16 protein-coding genes are annotated in these 14,164 nt (G+C 74.3%); 4 read left to right on the forward strand and 12 right to left on the reverse strand.

Annotated features, from left to right (window positions below):
* Positions 1 to 58: 58 nt before the first annotated feature.
* The 5 genes from proC to JWP64_RS02815 form a co-directional block, all read right to left on the reverse strand.
* Positions 59 to 868: a pyrroline-5-carboxylate reductase gene (gene proC / locus JWP64_RS02795; protein WP_297491890.1), complete on the reverse strand. Its 810-nt coding sequence runs from the start codon at positions 866 to 868 to the stop codon at positions 59 to 61.
* A 57-nt stretch (positions 869 to 925) separates the two neighbouring features.
* Positions 926 to 1,759: a thioesterase family protein gene (locus JWP64_RS02800; protein ID WP_297491892.1), complete on the reverse strand. Its 834-nt coding sequence runs from the start codon at positions 1,757 to 1,759 to the stop codon at positions 926 to 928.
* 82 nt (positions 1,760 to 1,841) lie between these two features.
* Positions 1,842 to 2,684, reverse strand: a complete 843-nt coding sequence (locus tag JWP64_RS02805; protein ID WP_297491894.1) for a sugar phosphate isomerase/epimerase — start codon at positions 2,682 to 2,684, stop codon at positions 1,842 to 1,844.
* Positions 2,685 to 2,716: 32 nt separating this feature from the next.
* Positions 2,717 to 4,207, reverse strand: coding sequence for a hypothetical protein (locus JWP64_RS02810; protein ID WP_297491896.1), 1,491 nt, complete (start codon positions 4,205 to 4,207; stop codon positions 2,717 to 2,719).
* Positions 4,204 to 5,214, reverse strand: a complete 1,011-nt coding sequence (locus JWP64_RS02815; RefSeq protein ID WP_297491898.1) for a Ppx/GppA phosphatase family protein — start codon at positions 5,212 to 5,214, stop codon at positions 4,204 to 4,206. Before JWP64_RS02815 ends, JWP64_RS02810 begins: the two co-directional genes overlap by 4 nt.
* A gap of 308 nt (positions 5,215 to 5,522) precedes the next feature.
* Between JWP64_RS02815 and JWP64_RS31350 the strand changes: the two genes are divergently transcribed.
* Positions 5,523 to 5,861, forward strand: coding sequence for a DUF559 domain-containing protein (locus JWP64_RS31350; protein WP_366889281.1), 339 nt, complete (start codon positions 5,523 to 5,525; stop codon positions 5,859 to 5,861).
* On the opposite strand, the gene JWP64_RS02820 is transcribed toward JWP64_RS31350, so the two are convergent.
* The 4 genes from JWP64_RS02820 to JWP64_RS02835 all read right to left on the reverse strand — a co-directional run bounded on the left by JWP64_RS02820 (position 5,824) and on the right by JWP64_RS02835 (position 9,173).
* Positions 5,824 to 6,513: a response regulator transcription factor gene (locus tag JWP64_RS02820; protein WP_297491900.1), complete on the reverse strand. Its 690-nt coding sequence runs from the start codon at positions 6,511 to 6,513 to the stop codon at positions 5,824 to 5,826. The two genes, JWP64_RS31350 and JWP64_RS02820, sit on opposite strands and share 38 nt — an antisense overlap.
* Complete coding sequence (locus JWP64_RS02825; RefSeq protein WP_297491902.1) at positions 6,510 to 7,739, reverse strand: ATP-binding protein; 1,230 nt, start codon at positions 7,737 to 7,739, stop codon at positions 6,510 to 6,512. Before JWP64_RS02825 ends, JWP64_RS02820 begins: the two co-directional genes overlap by 4 nt.
* 132 nt (positions 7,740 to 7,871) lie before the next feature.
* Positions 7,872 to 8,606 carry a phosphoglyceromutase gene (locus tag JWP64_RS02830; protein WP_297491904.1) on the reverse strand — a complete coding sequence of 245 codons (735 nt, stop codon included), beginning with the start codon at positions 8,604 to 8,606 and terminating at the stop codon, positions 7,872 to 7,874.
* Between the two features lie 69 nt (positions 8,607 to 8,675).
* Positions 8,676 to 9,173: a MarR family transcriptional regulator gene (locus JWP64_RS02835; RefSeq protein ID WP_297491906.1), complete on the reverse strand. Its 498-nt coding sequence runs from the start codon at positions 9,171 to 9,173 to the stop codon at positions 8,676 to 8,678.
* Between the two features lie 85 nt (positions 9,174 to 9,258).
* Between JWP64_RS02835 and JWP64_RS02840 the strand changes: the two genes are divergently transcribed.
* Both JWP64_RS02840 and JWP64_RS02845 read left to right on the forward strand, forming a co-directional pair.
* A complete protein-coding gene (locus JWP64_RS02840; RefSeq protein ID WP_297491908.1) occupies positions 9,259 to 9,768 on the forward strand; it encodes a VOC family protein in 510 nt (169 codons plus the stop codon).
* 214 nt (positions 9,769 to 9,982) lie between these two features.
* A complete protein-coding gene (locus JWP64_RS02845) occupies positions 9,983 to 10,891 on the forward strand; it encodes a sensor histidine kinase (RefSeq protein ID WP_297491909.1) in 909 nt (302 codons plus the stop codon).
* A 17-nt stretch (positions 10,892 to 10,908) separates the two neighbouring features.
* On the opposite strand, the gene JWP64_RS02850 is transcribed toward JWP64_RS02845, so the two are convergent.
* Complete coding sequence (locus JWP64_RS02850) at positions 10,909 to 11,676, reverse strand: GntR family transcriptional regulator (RefSeq protein ID WP_297491910.1); 768 nt, start codon at positions 11,674 to 11,676, stop codon at positions 10,909 to 10,911.
* A gap of 53 nt (positions 11,677 to 11,729) precedes the next feature.
* On the opposite strand from JWP64_RS02850, the gene JWP64_RS02855 reads away from it, so the two are divergent.
* Positions 11,730 to 12,068: a YnfA family protein gene (locus JWP64_RS02855; protein WP_297491980.1), complete on the forward strand. Its 339-nt coding sequence runs from the start codon at positions 11,730 to 11,732 to the stop codon at positions 12,066 to 12,068.
* Positions 12,069 to 12,337: 269 nt separating this feature from the next.
* Here JWP64_RS02855 and JWP64_RS02860 read toward each other — a convergent pair whose 3' ends face one another.
* Both JWP64_RS02860 and mshA read right to left on the reverse strand, forming a co-directional pair.
* Positions 12,338 to 12,823, reverse strand: a complete 486-nt coding sequence (locus tag JWP64_RS02860) for a YbjN domain-containing protein (RefSeq protein ID WP_297491982.1) — start codon at positions 12,821 to 12,823, stop codon at positions 12,338 to 12,340.
* A gap of 14 nt (positions 12,824 to 12,837) precedes the next feature.
* Positions 12,838 to 14,142, reverse strand: coding sequence for a D-inositol-3-phosphate glycosyltransferase (mshA, locus tag JWP64_RS02865; protein ID WP_297491984.1), 1,305 nt, complete (start codon positions 14,140 to 14,142; stop codon positions 12,838 to 12,840).
* Positions 14,143 to 14,164: the final 22 nt, after the last annotated feature.

Raw genomic sequence — 14,164 nt, forward strand, 5'->3', positions numbered from 1 at the left:
ACACGGGTGAGGACTTCAGGCGCGCGTCAGGGTGACCTGTCCTCGTCCGATCGGGGCATCACTTCTGCACCGTGCGTCCCAGCTCCACCGATCGGTCGCGGGCGGCCTCGATCGCGGCGATGAGCGCCGCACGCACTCCGTGACGTTCGAGCTCACGGATGGCGGAGATCGTGGTCCCCGCCGGTGAGGTGACGTTCTCCCGCAGGATGACGGGGTGGTCGTCGGACTCGCGGAGCATGACGGCGGCCCCGTAGGCGGACTGGACGATCAGGTCCGCGGCGACGGCGCGCGGCAGGCCCAGCAGGATCCCGGCGTCGATCATGGCTTCGACCAGGTAGAAGAAGTACGCCGGGCCGGAGCCGGAGAGCGCGGTCACGGCGTCCTGCTGGGTCTCCGGGACCCGGACGACGCGGCCGACCGCACCGAGTAGCTCCTCGACGACGGCCAGGTGCTCGTCCGTGGCGTGACTGCCGGCGGAGATCGCGCTCATCGCCTCGCCGACCACCATCGGGGTGTTCGGCATGACCCGCACGACCGGGGTGCCCGCGGGCAGCCCGCCCTCGAACAGCGCGGTCGGCAGCCCCGCGCACAGCGTGACGACGAGTGTGCCGGCGTCGAGCGCGCCGTCCAGGTCCCGCAGGACGGGCGCGATGTCCTGCGGCTTGACGGCCACGACCACGACGTCGGCCTTGGCCGCGGCCGTCGGCACGTCCGCGCTCTCGACCCCCAGCCGCCCGGTCAGCTCGGCCGCCCGCTCGGGATGGCGTTCGGTGAACACCAGGTCCCCGGGCGCCCGCCCCGCCTTCAACAGCCCCGAAAGGAGCGCCTCGCCGATCTTCCCGGCCCCCAGCACCGCGATGCGTGTCATGGGACCGACGGTAGCCGCCGGGTCCGCAGGGCCGCCGGGGAGTTCCTGCCGGCGGGGTCAGGGGCGGGGCAGCGGCGCCAGGGCGATCTGGCGCGCCTGGCAGACCAGCCGGCCCGCGGAGTCGACGACGGTGACGTCCTCGTCGAACCAGGTGCCCCGGACGGACGCCGAGCGCGACTCCAGGCGCAGCCAGCCCGGCGCCGGGTGGGCCCGTAGCAGCGCGGTGAGCTGCACGGTCGGCGCCCAGCCCGGGTCGCCGAGGTTGAACAGCGTCGGCGGCAGGATGTCCCCCGCGAGCAGCGCGTAGAGGACGTCGGGCTCCTCGCCGATCGGTCGCGTCCAGCCGCGGATGATCGGCGGGCCCTGCTCGCCCCGGACGAACGGGATCGTCTCACCGTCGTAGCGGACCTCCGTGGAGGCGGCGAGCCCCGCGGCCGGAGCGAGCCGGTTCGCGCTCCGGTCGAGCGCCTCGGCGGGCGGCTCCGCGGCAATGTCCGGCAGGTCGGACCAGCGCGGCGCGTCCGTGGGCAGCCGGCCAGCGGTCACCGTGGCCGTCAGCATGAGCTTGTCGCCCTGGGTCATCCGGACCGCGGCGACCGACGCCGTGCGGCCCAGCTTGAGCACCTCCGTGCTCATCTCGACGGGCCCGAGGCCCGGAGCCCGCAGGAACTCGGTGCTGATCGCGACGGGGTCGAGCGCGGTGCCCGTCCCGGCGGCCAGCCGGCCCAGCGCGGCCTTGGCCAGCAGCACCATCAGCAGCCCGCCGTGGGCCTTGTCCCCGACCGCGAACCGCTCACCGATCTCGGCGGTGAACCGGCCGTCGCCGGCGTCCGCGACGACCGTCGACTCCGAGAACGGGCGCCGGGTCACCTCCTGCGCGGGGGCGCTCATGGTCGTCCTTGGGAGTGGCGGGGAACGAGACACATGCATTACGGGTACCACCCGGCCGTCACGGGGACCGAGGCCCTGTGACCTACGTCAACCCGGTCACGCGGATTGGCACCGGGCCCGGACGGGGCGCGGGGACCGGCCCGGGCTGCAGGTTCAGCCTCGCGTAGAGCAGCGAATCACTGAGCATCGCGACACGCGCCTGGCGCGTCCGGGCCCGCCGGGTGCTGACCTCGAGGACGACGACGCCGCCGGCGTGGGCGAACGGGCCCGCGCTCAGCCGTTCGCAGAGCTCCCGGCAGGGCTGGTTGCCGCGGCCGGGGACGAGGTGCTCGTCCCGCGGGGCACCGCTCCCGTCCGTCAGGTGGACGTGCACGAGGCCGGTGCCCATCCGCTCCTGCATCGCGAGGGCGTCCGAGCCCGCGGCGGCGGTGTGCGAGAGATCGAGGGTGTAGAAGGCGTGGCCGACCTCGGTGGGATCGAAACCGGGCGCGTACGGGACGGTCCGGATCCCGCCGCGGCACACGGGGAACATGTTCTCGACGGCCAGCCGGACGCCGGCGGTCTCGCCGGCCCGGGCGACCTCGTCGGAGAACGCGGCGGCGTAGCGGCGCTGCCAGCGGAACGGCGGGTGCAGGACGACCGTGCCGGCCCCCAGGAGGTCCGCGGCGACGACGGAACGCCGGATGCGGCCGATCGGGTCCGAACCCCAGACGCGTTGGGTGACGGCCAGGCAGGGGGCGTGCACGGCCAGCACGGGGACGCCGTAGCGCCGGACGAGCCGGTCGACCGCGCGGACGTCCTGGCTCACCGGATCCGTCCAGATCATCAGCTCGACGCCGTCGTAGCCCAGATCCGCGGCGATCTCGAACGCGGCGGCGGCCGGTTCGGGGTAGACGGACGCGGTGGAGAGCGCGACCGGCGGCACCGGCGCGGCTCCGTTCCCCGACCCGTCCACGGCTAGCGGTCGAGCAGGACGAGGATCGCCGGGGACACCGTGAGCAGCAGCCCGACGAGGACGGCGAACACGGTGGTCCGCAGGTCGTCGTTGCGCAGGAGCGCGCGGACCCCGATGACCAGGCCGACCGTCAGGATCACCGCCGCGGCGAGGGCCACCACCGGCAGGTTGAACCAGAGGTACCGGAACCCCACCCAGATGGCCGCGCCCGCGAGGGCACCGGCGATCCACTGGCCGATGACCACGGCCCAGGCCTGCCCGGTGCCGGCCTCCTCGTCGAGGTCGTCGTCCTCCTCGAGCTCCGCGACGCGACGACGGCTGCCGAGCCCGGCGGGCGCCTCGTCCGGACGCACGCGACGGTCCGCCGGGTACTCGGCGTCGTCCAGCTCGTCGTCGAGGTCGTCCGGGTCGAAGGCCGCGGCCTCGGTCGCCGGGCCGCCGTCGTCCGCGGGGCGGCCGGGGGCGTCGTCGTCGTCCAGCGGGAGGCCGCCGAGCTGGGTCGGCGGGCCGCCGTCGTCCGCGAGAGCCCGCGCCCGGTCCGCGGCGCCGCGCTCGCCCCGGCGGGGGGCGTCGATCGGGCCGGTCGCCGGCTCGGCGCCGGCGTTGTCGGTGTAGCGGGGGATCTGCTCGGTGGGGCGCTCCGGAGCCGTGGCCCGGGCCGCCGGCCGCCCGTTCGTCACGGGCGCGGGTGACGGGAAGGTGGCGCGCGGCGGCATGCCGCGGCCCGGGGACTGGGCGGGGCCCTGCAGGCTCTGGGCCTGGCCGGGGCGGGCCGGGGGCTGGGGCCGGCCGACGCGCTCCGGGGAGGGCTGCTGGGTCTGCCGGTCGGAGATCCGGGGGTTGCGGGGCGACGGGTCCTGGGCCCGGCGGTCCGGGGCCGGACGGTCCGGAGCCGGTGCGAGGGCCGGGTGTTCAGGAGCCGGGCGATCCGGGGCCGGGCGTTCGGGGACGTCCGCGGCGGGCTCCGGGGCGCGGCGGCGTCCCGTGTACGCCGCGACCCCGTTCGTGCCGGATCCGTCGGGGCCGAAACCGTTCGGGCCGGAGCCGTTCGGGGTGTATGCGGTGCGGCCGTTGCTCGCCGCCTCCGGGGTGCCGGCGTCCCAGCTATTCGCGGATCCGCCGTCGACGGGCGCGCGGCCGGACTCGTGGCCGTGGCTGCCGAAGCCGTTGCGGCCCGCTCCGTTCCGGTCCGGTCCGTTCCGGTCCGGTCCGGCGCTGCGGAACCCGCCGCCGCCTGCGGGCTCGGGCGCCGCCCGTCGCCCGGCGGACGGGGGTTCCTCGCTGAGCCACGGCCGGGCGGTGGGCACCTGCGGGCCCATCGTCGCGGCTCCGGCGGGCGCGGCGCGGCGCCCGTCGGAGCCCTCGCCGTCAGGGGTCTCGACGGGGTCGTCGGCCTCTCGGCGGCGTCGCCGACGACCGGCGCCGCCGCCGCCGTTCTCGGCGAGCAGCTCGGCGACCGTGCGCTGACGGGGCTGGTCGGTCTCTGAACTCATCCGCTACACCGTGCCCCGTCCGACGTCAAGCGTCCAAGTGCTGATGGCGCGTCCTGCGCCGAGCGGTCGCTCCGGGACGACCCATCGAGCGTGTCGAGCCTCCGGAGGATCACTCCTTCGCGCAACGCCCAGGGGCAGATGTCGAGTTCGGACACCTTCAGCGCGCGCATCGCGGCCTCCGCGACGAGGGCGCCCGCGACGACCTGGTGGGCCCGGCTCGCGCTCACCCCCTCCAACTCGGCGAGGTCCGCGGAGGACATCCGGCTGATGAACGACATGAGCTGGCGCAGCCCCACGTCGGTGAGCGTGCGGCGGACCCGCAGCCCGGCGCTCGACGGCTGCGCACCCGTGAGCCGGGCGAGCGAGCGGAACGTCTTGGACGTCCCGACGACCAGATCCGGTTCCCCGTCGCGGCGCAGATCCCGGGCCACCGGCGCGAGGTCCGCGTCGAGCTTCTCGCGCAGCGCGGCGACCTCCGCGCGGCTGGGCGGGTCCGAGGTGAAGTGGTCCCGGGTGAGCCGGCCCGCCCCGAGCGGCAGCGACGCGGCCGCGGCCGGGTGCTCGTCCCGCCCGGTGGCGAGCTCGAGCGAGCCGCCGCCGATGTCCAGGACCAGCAACCGCCCGGCGGACCAGCCGTACCAGCGGCGGACGGCCAGGAAGGTGTAGCGCGCCTCGTCGTCCCCCGGCAGGACCTGGAGCGCGACGCCCGTCTCCGCCCGGACCCGGGTGAGCACGGCGGCGGAGTTGGTGGCGTCCCGTAGGGCGGACGTGGCGAAGGCGAGCAGGTCGTCGCAGCCGAGCGCGATCGACGCGTCCCGCGCCCTGTGCACCGCCGCGACCAGGGAGTCCGCGCCGGAGCGGTCCAGCGCCCCGTCCCGGCCCAGGTGCTCGGCGAGGCGCAGCTCCGCCTTCTCCGACGTCATCGGGGTCGGGTGCCCACCACGATGCGCGTCCACCACCAGCAGATGGACGGTGTTGGAACCGACGTCGAGCACACCCAGGCGCACGCGATCAGGTTACCGACCCGTATCACCGCCGTTCTCCGACCGTGACCGAACCGTCCCCCGAGCCTCGGAACCCGCGATCATGGGCAGACGGTCGCGGATCGCGTCGATCATGGGTGAAGTGTCGCGTGACGGCCGGTTCCGGCGGCCTTCTGTCCATGATCCACGTGCCGTGACGGCCGTCCTGACATGATCAACAGGGCGGGCGTCGCTGGGCTCGGGCAGGACAGGCTCGGGCAGGACGGGCCGGAACCCGCCCGGGCGTCCACAGATGTCTCGAACCATTCGACCTCGGCCGGGAGCGGCAGCGGGTGGGCCTGGAGTACGACGGCGACGCACACACCGGCCGGCGGGCGCAGCGACGGGACCGCCGCAGGATGAACTTCCTCGAGGACGCGGGATGGACGGTCTTCCACGCCACAGACCTGGACGTCCTGGCGAATCCCGCGCCGCTGATGGCGAAGGTCGCAGCCGCGCTCGACCGCGGATCACGGGCAGCCGGTCTTCCGAAGCTCTCGATAATGGGCTCGGGGTCGTACTTTCCGGCTCCGCGACGCCCTTCACCCATGATCGGCGCACCTCACGGGCGTTCGGCCCGTGACCCCGCGCAGGTCAGGTCTCGAACTTGTAGCCCAGGCCCCGGACCGTGACCAGGTGCTTCGGCACCGACGGGTCCGTCTCGACCTTCGCCCGCAGCCGCTTGACGTGCACGTCGAGGGTCTTGGTGTCCCCCACGTAGTCCGCGCCCCAGACCCGGTCGATCAGCTGGCCGCGGGTGAGCACCCGGCCGGCGTTGCGGAGCAGGTACTCCAGGAGGTCGAACTCCTTGAGCGGCAGCGCCACCTCCGCCCCGCCGACGCTCACGACGTGCCGGTCGACGTCCATCCGCACCGGGCCCGCCTCGAGCACCGCGCCGCCGCTCTCGGGCTCGCCCGCGCCGTCACCGCCGCGACGCAGGACCGCCCGGACGCGCGCGATGAGCTCGCGGGCCGAGTAGGGCTTGGTGACATAGTCGTCGGCGCCGAGCTCGAGGCCCACCACCTTGTCGATCTCGCTGTCCCGCGCCGTCACCATGATCACCGGGACGGCAGAGCGCGTGCGCAGCGCCTTGCAGACGTCCGTGCCGCTCATGCCGGGGAGCATGAGGTCGAGCAGCACGATGTCGGCGCCGTTGCGGTCGAACTCCTCCAGCGCCTGCTGTCCGGTAATCGCGACGGCGGTGGTGAAGCCCTCCTTCCGCAGCAGGAAGGCGAGCGGGTCCGCGAAGGACTCCTCGTCCTCGACGATCAGCACCCTGGTCATGTCGATCCTCCAGCTCTGCCGGCGTCCGCCGCCGGATCGGGGAGTTCCGGAGTATCGGTCTCCGGGACGTCGGCGCCGCGGACGGGCAGCCGCATGGTGAAGGTGGATCCGGTCCCGGGCCTGCTCCACAGCCGCACCTCGCCGCCGTGGTTGGCGAGCACGTGCTTGACGATGGCCAGGCCGAGCCCGGTCCCGCCGGTCGCCCGCGAGCGTGCGGGGTCGACGCGGAAGAAGCGCTCGAAGACGCGTTCCTGGTGCTCGGGGGCGATCCCGATGCCGCGGTCGGTCACCGCGATCTCGATCCAGGCGCCCGCGAGCCGGCGGGTGACCGAGACCGAGGCCTCGGGCGGCGAGTACGCGATGGCGTTCTCGACGAGGTTGACCAGGGCGGTGACCAGCAGCGTCCGGTCCCCGTCGACCTTGAGGCCGGCCGGGTCGTCGACGGTGATCTCGATGCCCGCGGCCTCGGCGGAGAGCCGGGCCCGGGCGAGGGACTCCTCCACGACGTCGTCGACGTCGACGGCGGCCAGCTCGGGCAGCTTCTCCGCGCCGGTCAGCCGGGAGAGCGCGATCAGCTCGGTGACGAGCGAGCCGAGCCGGGTCGACTCGCGCAGGATCTTGCTGGCGAAACGGTGGACCTCGACGGGGTCGTCCGCGGCGTCGAGCACCGCCTCGGCCAGCAGCCCGACGGCGCCGACCGGCGTCTTGAGCTCGTGCGACACGTTCGCGACGAAGTCCCGCCGGGTGGCCTCGAGCCGCACGACCTCGGAGGTGTCGGCCGCCTCGACGACGGTGAACCCGTCCCCCAGCGGCCGCACCGTCGCGACGACGGCCGTGGGCCGGCGGGCGCGGTACTCCAGTGGCGAGAGATCCACCTCGCAGGGCGAACCGTCGGCGAGCACCTGCTGGCAGGCGGCCCAGGCCCGGGGGTCCGGGCGTCCGTCCCGGACCACGCCGAGCTCGGTCGCGCGGGCGTTGGCCAGGACGACGTCCCCGCTCGGGGCGAGCACGGCCGTCCCGCCGCCGGCGGAGCGGAACACCCGCTGCAGCAGCTCCGCGAGGGTGGGGACGTCCCGCCGGTCGCGCGGGCGGGACGTCCCTCCCGTGCGGGACCGGGTACGACCCGGCCGCCGGGAACGCAGGCCGAGCAGGAGACCGACCCCACCCCCGACGAGGAGGGCGGCGACGGCCACCAGCACGAACGCCAGCACGGTCACATGCGGCATCGTAGGCAGCCCGACCAGCCCGAACACAGCTCCACGGGCCCCAAGGTGACCCTGCTGACGCCCCGGAACGGCAGAGTTCCGTCCTCGTTCACCCCGCGTTCACCCAGCTGGATGACGCGCGCCGGGACGGGGTCAGCGGCCCTGGTTCGCCACGCCCTTGATGGCCTCTTCCGCGGCGGCCGGGTCCAGGTAGACGCCGCCCGGCGTGGTGGGCTTCAGGTCGTCGTCGAGCTCGTAGCGCAGCGGGATGCCGGTGGGGATGTTGAGGCCGGCGATGTCCTCGTCGGAGATCCCGTCAAGCTCCTTGACCAGGGCCCGCAGGGAGTTCCCGTGCGCCGCCACCAGCACCGTCCTCCCCGCCCGCAGGTCGGGCACGATGGCCCCGTCCCAGTACGGCAGCATCCGCGCGACGACGTCCGCGAGGCACTCGGTGAGCGGGGCCTCGATGCCGGCGTAGCGCTGGTCCCCGTCCTGGGACCACTCCGAGCCCTTCTCGATCGGCGGCGGCGGTACGTCGTAGGAGCGGCGCCAGGTCATGAACTGCTCCTCGCCGAACTCCTCGCGGATCTGCTTCTTGTCCTTGCCCTGCAGCGCGCCGTAGTGCCGCTCGTTGAGCCGCCAGTCCCGCCGGACGGGGATCCAGTGCCGGTCGGCCGCGTCGAGGGCGAGGTTCGCGGTGTTGATCGCGCGGCGCAGCAGCGAGGTGTGCAGGACGTCCGGGAGCAGCCCGGCCTCCTTCATCAGCTCGCCCCCGCGGACGGCCTCGGCCTCGCCGACCTCCGACAAGGGCACGTCGACCCACCCGGTGAACAGGTTCTCGACGTTCCAGTCGCTCTGTCCGTGGCGCAGCAGCACGAGTGTCGGCATGGCGCACAGCTTGCCAGTCGGAGTCCGTTCCAGCGGTGCGGACGTGAGAAGGATCAGGCGGGCGGAGGGTCAGTCCGCGCAGGCGCCGGGGACCGGCCGGGCGTCCGGATCGGCGGTGAGCGGGCCGAGCATCGCGCGGCAGATCGCGGCGAGCTGACCGACCTGCTCGGTGCTCAGCACGTCGAACAGGTTCTCCCGGACGCTGCGCACGTGTCCGGGCGCGGCCGCGGCCAGCGCCGCGAGGCCCGCCGGCGTGAGCTCGGCGAAGGTGCTGCGCCGGTCGTCCGGGCAGGGGCGCCGCAGCACCCAGCCCTGCCGCTCGAGCCGGGCGACGGCGTGGCTGATCCGGCTCTGCGAGCTCTGGGTGATGTCCGCGAGCTCGCTCATCCGCAGCGTCCGGGCCGGGACCTCGGAGAGCATCGCCAGGATCTGGTAGTACGCCAGCGGCATCCCGGCCTCGCGCTGCAGCTGGCGGTCGAGCGCGCCGTCGAGCAGAGTCGTCGCCGCCACGAAGGCGAGCCATGCCGCGCGCTCCTCGGCGGTGAGCCAGCGCGTCCCCTCGTCCATGCCGTGAGCCTACGACAGCCTGCTTGAACATTCATGCTTCTGCGCGTAGCGTCACTGTTGAACTTTCAAACAGTAAGGAGCATTCATGCCCGTCCAGCGCCTCAACCACGCCGTCCTCTACGTCCGCGACGTCGACCGGAGCGTGGCGTTCTACACGGAGGCCCTCGGTTTCCGGGTGAGGACGGCGCTCCCCGGCCGGGCCGCGTTCCTGCAGGCCGAAGGCTCCACGAACGACCACGACCTCGGCCTGTTCGCGATCGGCGGGGAGGCCGGCGCCTCCACGGCCGGGCGCGGAGCCGTCGGGCTCTACCACCTGGCCTGGGAGGTGGACACGCTCGCCGAGCTCGCTCGGATCGCCGGTGTGCTCCGGGCGAACGGCGCGCTCGTCGGTGCGTCGGACCACGGCAGCACGAAGGCCCTCTACGCCCAGGACCCGGACGGCCTGGAGTTCGAGGTGAGCTGGCTGGTGCCGGCGGAGCTGCTGTCCCCGGACACCGCCATGCGCACCACCCCGCTCGACCTCGAGGCGGAGATCGCCCGCTACGGGGCCGGGACCGCCGGCGGCATCGGGGTGTCGGTGCCCGTCGCACCCTGACAGCAGCCGGGCCGCGCAGGGCACGGCGCCTCGACCGGACGGCCGACACGGGTCACCGCTCGTATCCCGCGAGCGACCACCCGTCGCGCGGCCGAGACGACGACGGAACCTCCCAGGACATGCCCAGCTAGCCTCGCTCCAATTTGGCCAGGAGAAGGGGTCCCGTATGTCGCCTGCCGCACTGCCCACCGCTGATCCGTTACCGGATGGGGGGTTGCGCCATGACGGTCTCTTCTACGACGACGACGCGAGCTACCTCGGCGGCCTCCTGGACTTCGTCCACGGCGGGCTGGGTCGGGACGAACCAGTACTCGTCGCCGTCCCGGGCCGCAACCTGGAGCTGGTCCGCGACGGTCTCGGCGACGACGCCCGGCGGGTCCGGCTCGCGGACATGGCGGTGGCCGGCCGCAACCCCGGCCGGATCATCGGCACGGTGCTGCGGGCGTTCGCCGAGGAGCACGCGGGACGGAGGGTCCGGATCGTCGGGGAGCCGATCTGGGCCGGTCGTTCGGACGAGGAGTACCCGGCCTGCGCGGAGCACGAGGCGCTGATCAACGTCGCCCTGGCGGACACCCTGGTGCACGTGATCTGCCCGTACGACACCACCCGGCTGAGGGAGCCGGTGCTGGAGGACGCGCTGCGCACCCATCCGGACATCAGCGACGGCACGAGCCGCTGGACCAGCCCGGGGTACGTGGACCCGGCCGCCACGGCGCGCTCGTTCGACCGGCCGCTGCCCCCGCCGCCCGACGACGCGGACCTGGTCGTGCTCAGCACCCTGACCGGTCCGCGCGGCGCCCGGCACCGGGTTCACGAGATCGCCGAGCAGGCCGGGATGGCGCCGGAGCGGATCTCGGACCTGCGCCGCATCGTGCAGGAGCTCGCGGTCAACACGATCGTCCACTCCGGCGGCTGCGGGGTGCTCCTGGCCTGGGTCGCCGAGGGCGAGGTCAGGGTGGAGCTGCAGGACAGCGGCCGGATCCCGGACGTCCTCGCCGGGCGCCGGCATCCCGGCCGCGGGCACGAGGACCACGGGTTGTGGCTGGTCCACCGGCTGGCGGACCTCGTCCGGATCCACCGGCATGCGGAGGGAACGGACGTGCGGATCCACGTCCGGGTCTAGGTCGACCGACCGGACGGCTAGGGTCTGTTCGGCCCGAGCTCCATCTGGTAGCCGTCCCGCGCGGAGAACTGCGCGGTGAGGGTGAACCGGTCCCCGCGGACGAGCGTGTGCCGCCACTCGACCGGCACCCCGCCCGAGCTGCCCAGGCGTTCGATCGCGAGCGCCGCGACCCCGGGCCCGACGCCCAGCAGCCGCCGCTCCTCCTCCGTCGGGATCACCGCGCGGATGTTCTCCCGGCCGCCCGCGACGCGGATCCCGCAGAGCCGCGCCAGCTCGTCGTAGAGGCCGGTGTGGGTGAAGTCGACGTCCAGCAGCGGCGCCGCCAGGTCCTCCGGCAGCCACACCCGGTCGACGGCCAGCGGCTCACCGTCCGCGAGGCGCAGCCGTTCGAGATGGACGAGCGGCGTGGACTCCTCCCGGCCGAGCCGCGCGGCGACCACCCCGTCCGCGCGGACGTCCAGGGTGTGCACGACGCTGCGCTGCACGCGTCCCGTGCCCTCGACCGCGGAGAACAGGCTGTAGATCGCGCCGAGCTGCTGCTCGATCTCCATCGGCGCGGCCAGCCGGGGCGCGCGGCCCCGCCCGGCGACGACCACGCCCTCGTCCCGCAGCCGGCGCAGCGCCTCGCGCACGGTGTGCCGGCTGACCCCGTACTCGGCGACGAGGGCCAGCTCACCGGGGAACGCGGCGTCGAACTCGTGGGCGTCGAGCCGGATGCGCAGGTCCGCGAGCAGCTGCGCCCACAACGGGGCCGCCCCGTTGCGGACCAACGTGCCGGCCGGCATCCGCCACCCCTTCCTCGACGTGCCGGGAGAGCCTATCCGGCTACCCTCCCCGGATCATGACGGTCCTCCGCTCGATCGCCCTCTTCGTGCTCGCCGCGGTCGCGGAGATCGGCGGCGCGTGGCTCGTCTGGCAGGGCGTCCGCGAGCACCGGGGCCTGCTGTGGACGGGCGCCGGCGTCGTAGCCCTGGGGATCTACGGCTTCGTCGCGACCCTGCAGCCGGACGCGGACTTCGGCCGGATCCTGGCCGCGTACGGCGGCGTGTTCGTCGCCGGGTCGCTGGCGTGGGCGATGGTGGTCGACGGGTTCCGGCCGGACCGGTTCGACGTCGTCGGCGCCGCGATCTGCCTGCTCGGCGTCGGAGTGATCATGTACGGGCCCCGGGCGGCCTGACCCGCCTCAGCTCGGCCCCGACTCCGACCTCCCGATCGCCGGCGACACCGCGCTCCCGCTCGACGACGAAGCCCCCTGGCCCGCCACCCCCACGATCACCGCCGCGGACGCGAGCACGACCACCCCGATCACGACGCCGGCGAACCACCGCCGCCGGGCCACTCCCGATGCCCTCATGCACCCAGGACGGAGGAGGTGGGCGCGTCCGTTGGTCGTTGCGTGGATATCGTCGCCCTGGCAACGAGAAACGCGCGCAGGCGGCGAAGCCGCTAGAAGAGGTGCTCGAACGCCTTCAGGTTCGCCAGGGACTCCCCGCGCTCCGTCCGCCACGCGTACTCCCGGCGGATCGAGGAGGCGAAGCCCAGCTCGAGGAACGTGTTGAAGTCCCCGTCCGCGGCCTCCAGGACCTGGCCGAGCACCCGGTCCAGCTCCTCGGCGTCCACGGCGTGCAGCGGGATCCGGCCCAGCAGGTGGATGTCCCCGACCCGGTCCAGCGCGTAGTGCACCCCGTAGAGGCGGGCGTTGCGCTGCAGCATGAAGCGATAGACGCCCTCGTGGTTCTCGTCCGGCTGCCGGCAGACGAAGGCCTGCACGAACAGGGTCCGGTCCCGCACGAGCAGCCAGGTCGGCGTCTGCAGGCGGTTGGTGCCCGGCAGCTGGACGAGGTACTGCCCGGCCTCGCGCCGGGTGTGCTCGACGTCCAGCTCCGCCAGCGCGGCGCCGATCGTCGCGTCGGGGTCCTGCTGGTCCGTCATCGGCGGTTCTCCGATCATCCGTCGACGATCCCCGCGAGCGCACTCCGCCGCATGCGGGCCGTGAACTCGTCCGCCGCGCCGGCGTAGGTGTCCAGCAGCGCGTCGGTCGTGCGGTCCCAGGAGAACTCCCGCGCGTGGACGACGGCCCCGAGGGCCAGCTCGTCCCGCCGGCGGGGCTGCAGGGCGACCCGGGCCAGCGCGTCGGCCCACTGGCCGGAGCCGTGCCCGGGGACCAGCAACCCCGAGCGGCCGTCGGCGACCGCGACCGGCAGCCCGCCGACCCGCGCCGCGACGACCGGAGTCCCGCAGGCCTGCGCCTCCAGCGCGACCAGCCCGAAGGACTCGTTGTGGCTGGGGACCGCGACGACGTCCGCCGCCCGGTACACGTCCGCGAGCCCCTTGCCCTGCGGCGGCAGGAAGCGCATGACGTCGGTGATGCCGAGGCTGTCCGCGAGCCGGTGCAGCGACGTCGGTTCGGTGAGCCCGCTGCCCGACGGGCCGCCCGCGATCAGCACGACCAGCCGCTCGCGCAGCGACGGATCGCGGTGCAGCAGCTCGGCGGCCGCGCGGAGCAGCACGTCCGGGGCCTTGAGCGGCTGGATCCGGCCGACGAAGGCGAGCACGACGGCGTCGGACGCGAGCCCGAGCGCGGCCCGGGAGGCCGGCCGGTCACCGGGCCGGAAGCGGTCGAGGTCCACGCCCGGCGCGACGGCGACGGTACGCATGGGGTCCGCGCCGCAAAGCTCGACGAGCTGCCGGGCCTCGGCCTCGGTGTTGGCGACGAGCCGGTCCGCCTCGGCCACGACCTGGTCCTCGCCGATCACCCGGACCACCGGCTCCGGGCTGTCCCCCTCGGCGAGCGCGGCGTTCTTGACCCGGGCGAGGGTGTGCGCGCTGTGCACGAGCGGCACGCCCCAGCGGTCCCGGGCGAGCCAGCCGACCTGGCCGGAGAGCCAGTAGTGCGAGTGCACGACGCCGTACCAGCCGGGCTCCTGCCGGGCCTCGGCGCGCAGCACGCCCGCGGTGAACGCGCAGAGCTGGCTGGGCAGGTCCTGCTTGCCGAGCCCCTCGAACGGGCCGGCGGCGACGTGCCGGACGAGGACGCCGGGCGCGAGCTCCGCGACGGGCGGCTGCTCCGACGACGTGGCGCGGGTGAAGATCTCGACGGGCACACCGCGGCGGGCCATCCGGACGGCCGTCTCGACGATGTAGACGTTCATCCCGCCGGCGTCGCCGGTGCCGGGCTGCTCCATCGGCGAGGTGTGCACGGACAGCACGGCCACCCGGCCGGGCCGGTTGCCGGGACGTCGGTGGCCCAACTGATCTCTCACGTACTCGTTC

The organism is Pseudonocardia sp. (assembly GCF_025465255.1).
Lineage (GTDB): Bacteria > Actinomycetota > Actinomycetes > Mycobacteriales > Pseudonocardiaceae > Pseudonocardia.

Bases quoted from the DNA above. Each gene is read 5' to 3' on its own strand.
- JWP64_RS02835 (WP_297491906.1), bottom strand. From the start codon at position 9,173: ATGGACGAGGGGACGCGCTGGCTCACCGCCGAGGAGCGCGCGGCATGG.
- JWP64_RS02825 (WP_297491902.1), bottom strand. From the start codon at position 7,739: ATGCCGCATGTGACCGTGCTGGCGTTCGTGCTGGTGGCCGTCGCCGCC.
- JWP64_RS02860 (WP_297491982.1), bottom strand. From the start codon at position 12,823: ATGACGGACCAGCAGGACCCCGACGCGACGATCGGCGCCGCGCTGGCG.
- JWP64_RS02800 (WP_297491892.1), bottom strand. From the start codon at position 1,759: ATGAGCGCCCCCGCGCAGGAGGTGACCCGGCGCCCGTTCTCGGAGTCG.
- JWP64_RS02830 (WP_297491904.1), bottom strand. From the start codon at position 8,606: ATGCCGACACTCGTGCTGCTGCGCCACGGACAGAGCGACTGGAACGTC.
- JWP64_RS02840 (WP_297491908.1), top strand. From the start codon at position 9,259: ATGCCCGTCCAGCGCCTCAACCACGCCGTCCTCTACGTCCGCGACGTC.
- JWP64_RS02850 (WP_297491910.1), bottom strand. From the start codon at position 11,676: ATGCCGGCCGGCACGTTGGTCCGCAACGGGGCGGCCCCGTTGTGGGCG.
- proC (WP_297491890.1), bottom strand. From the start codon at position 868: ATGACACGCATCGCGGTGCTGGGGGCCGGGAAGATCGGCGAGGCGCTC.
- JWP64_RS02820 (WP_297491900.1), bottom strand. From the start codon at position 6,513: ATGACCAGGGTGCTGATCGTCGAGGACGAGGAGTCCTTCGCGGACCCG.
- JWP64_RS02810 (WP_297491896.1), bottom strand. From the start codon at position 4,207: ATGAGTTCAGAGACCGACCAGCCCCGTCAGCGCACGGTCGCCGAGCTG.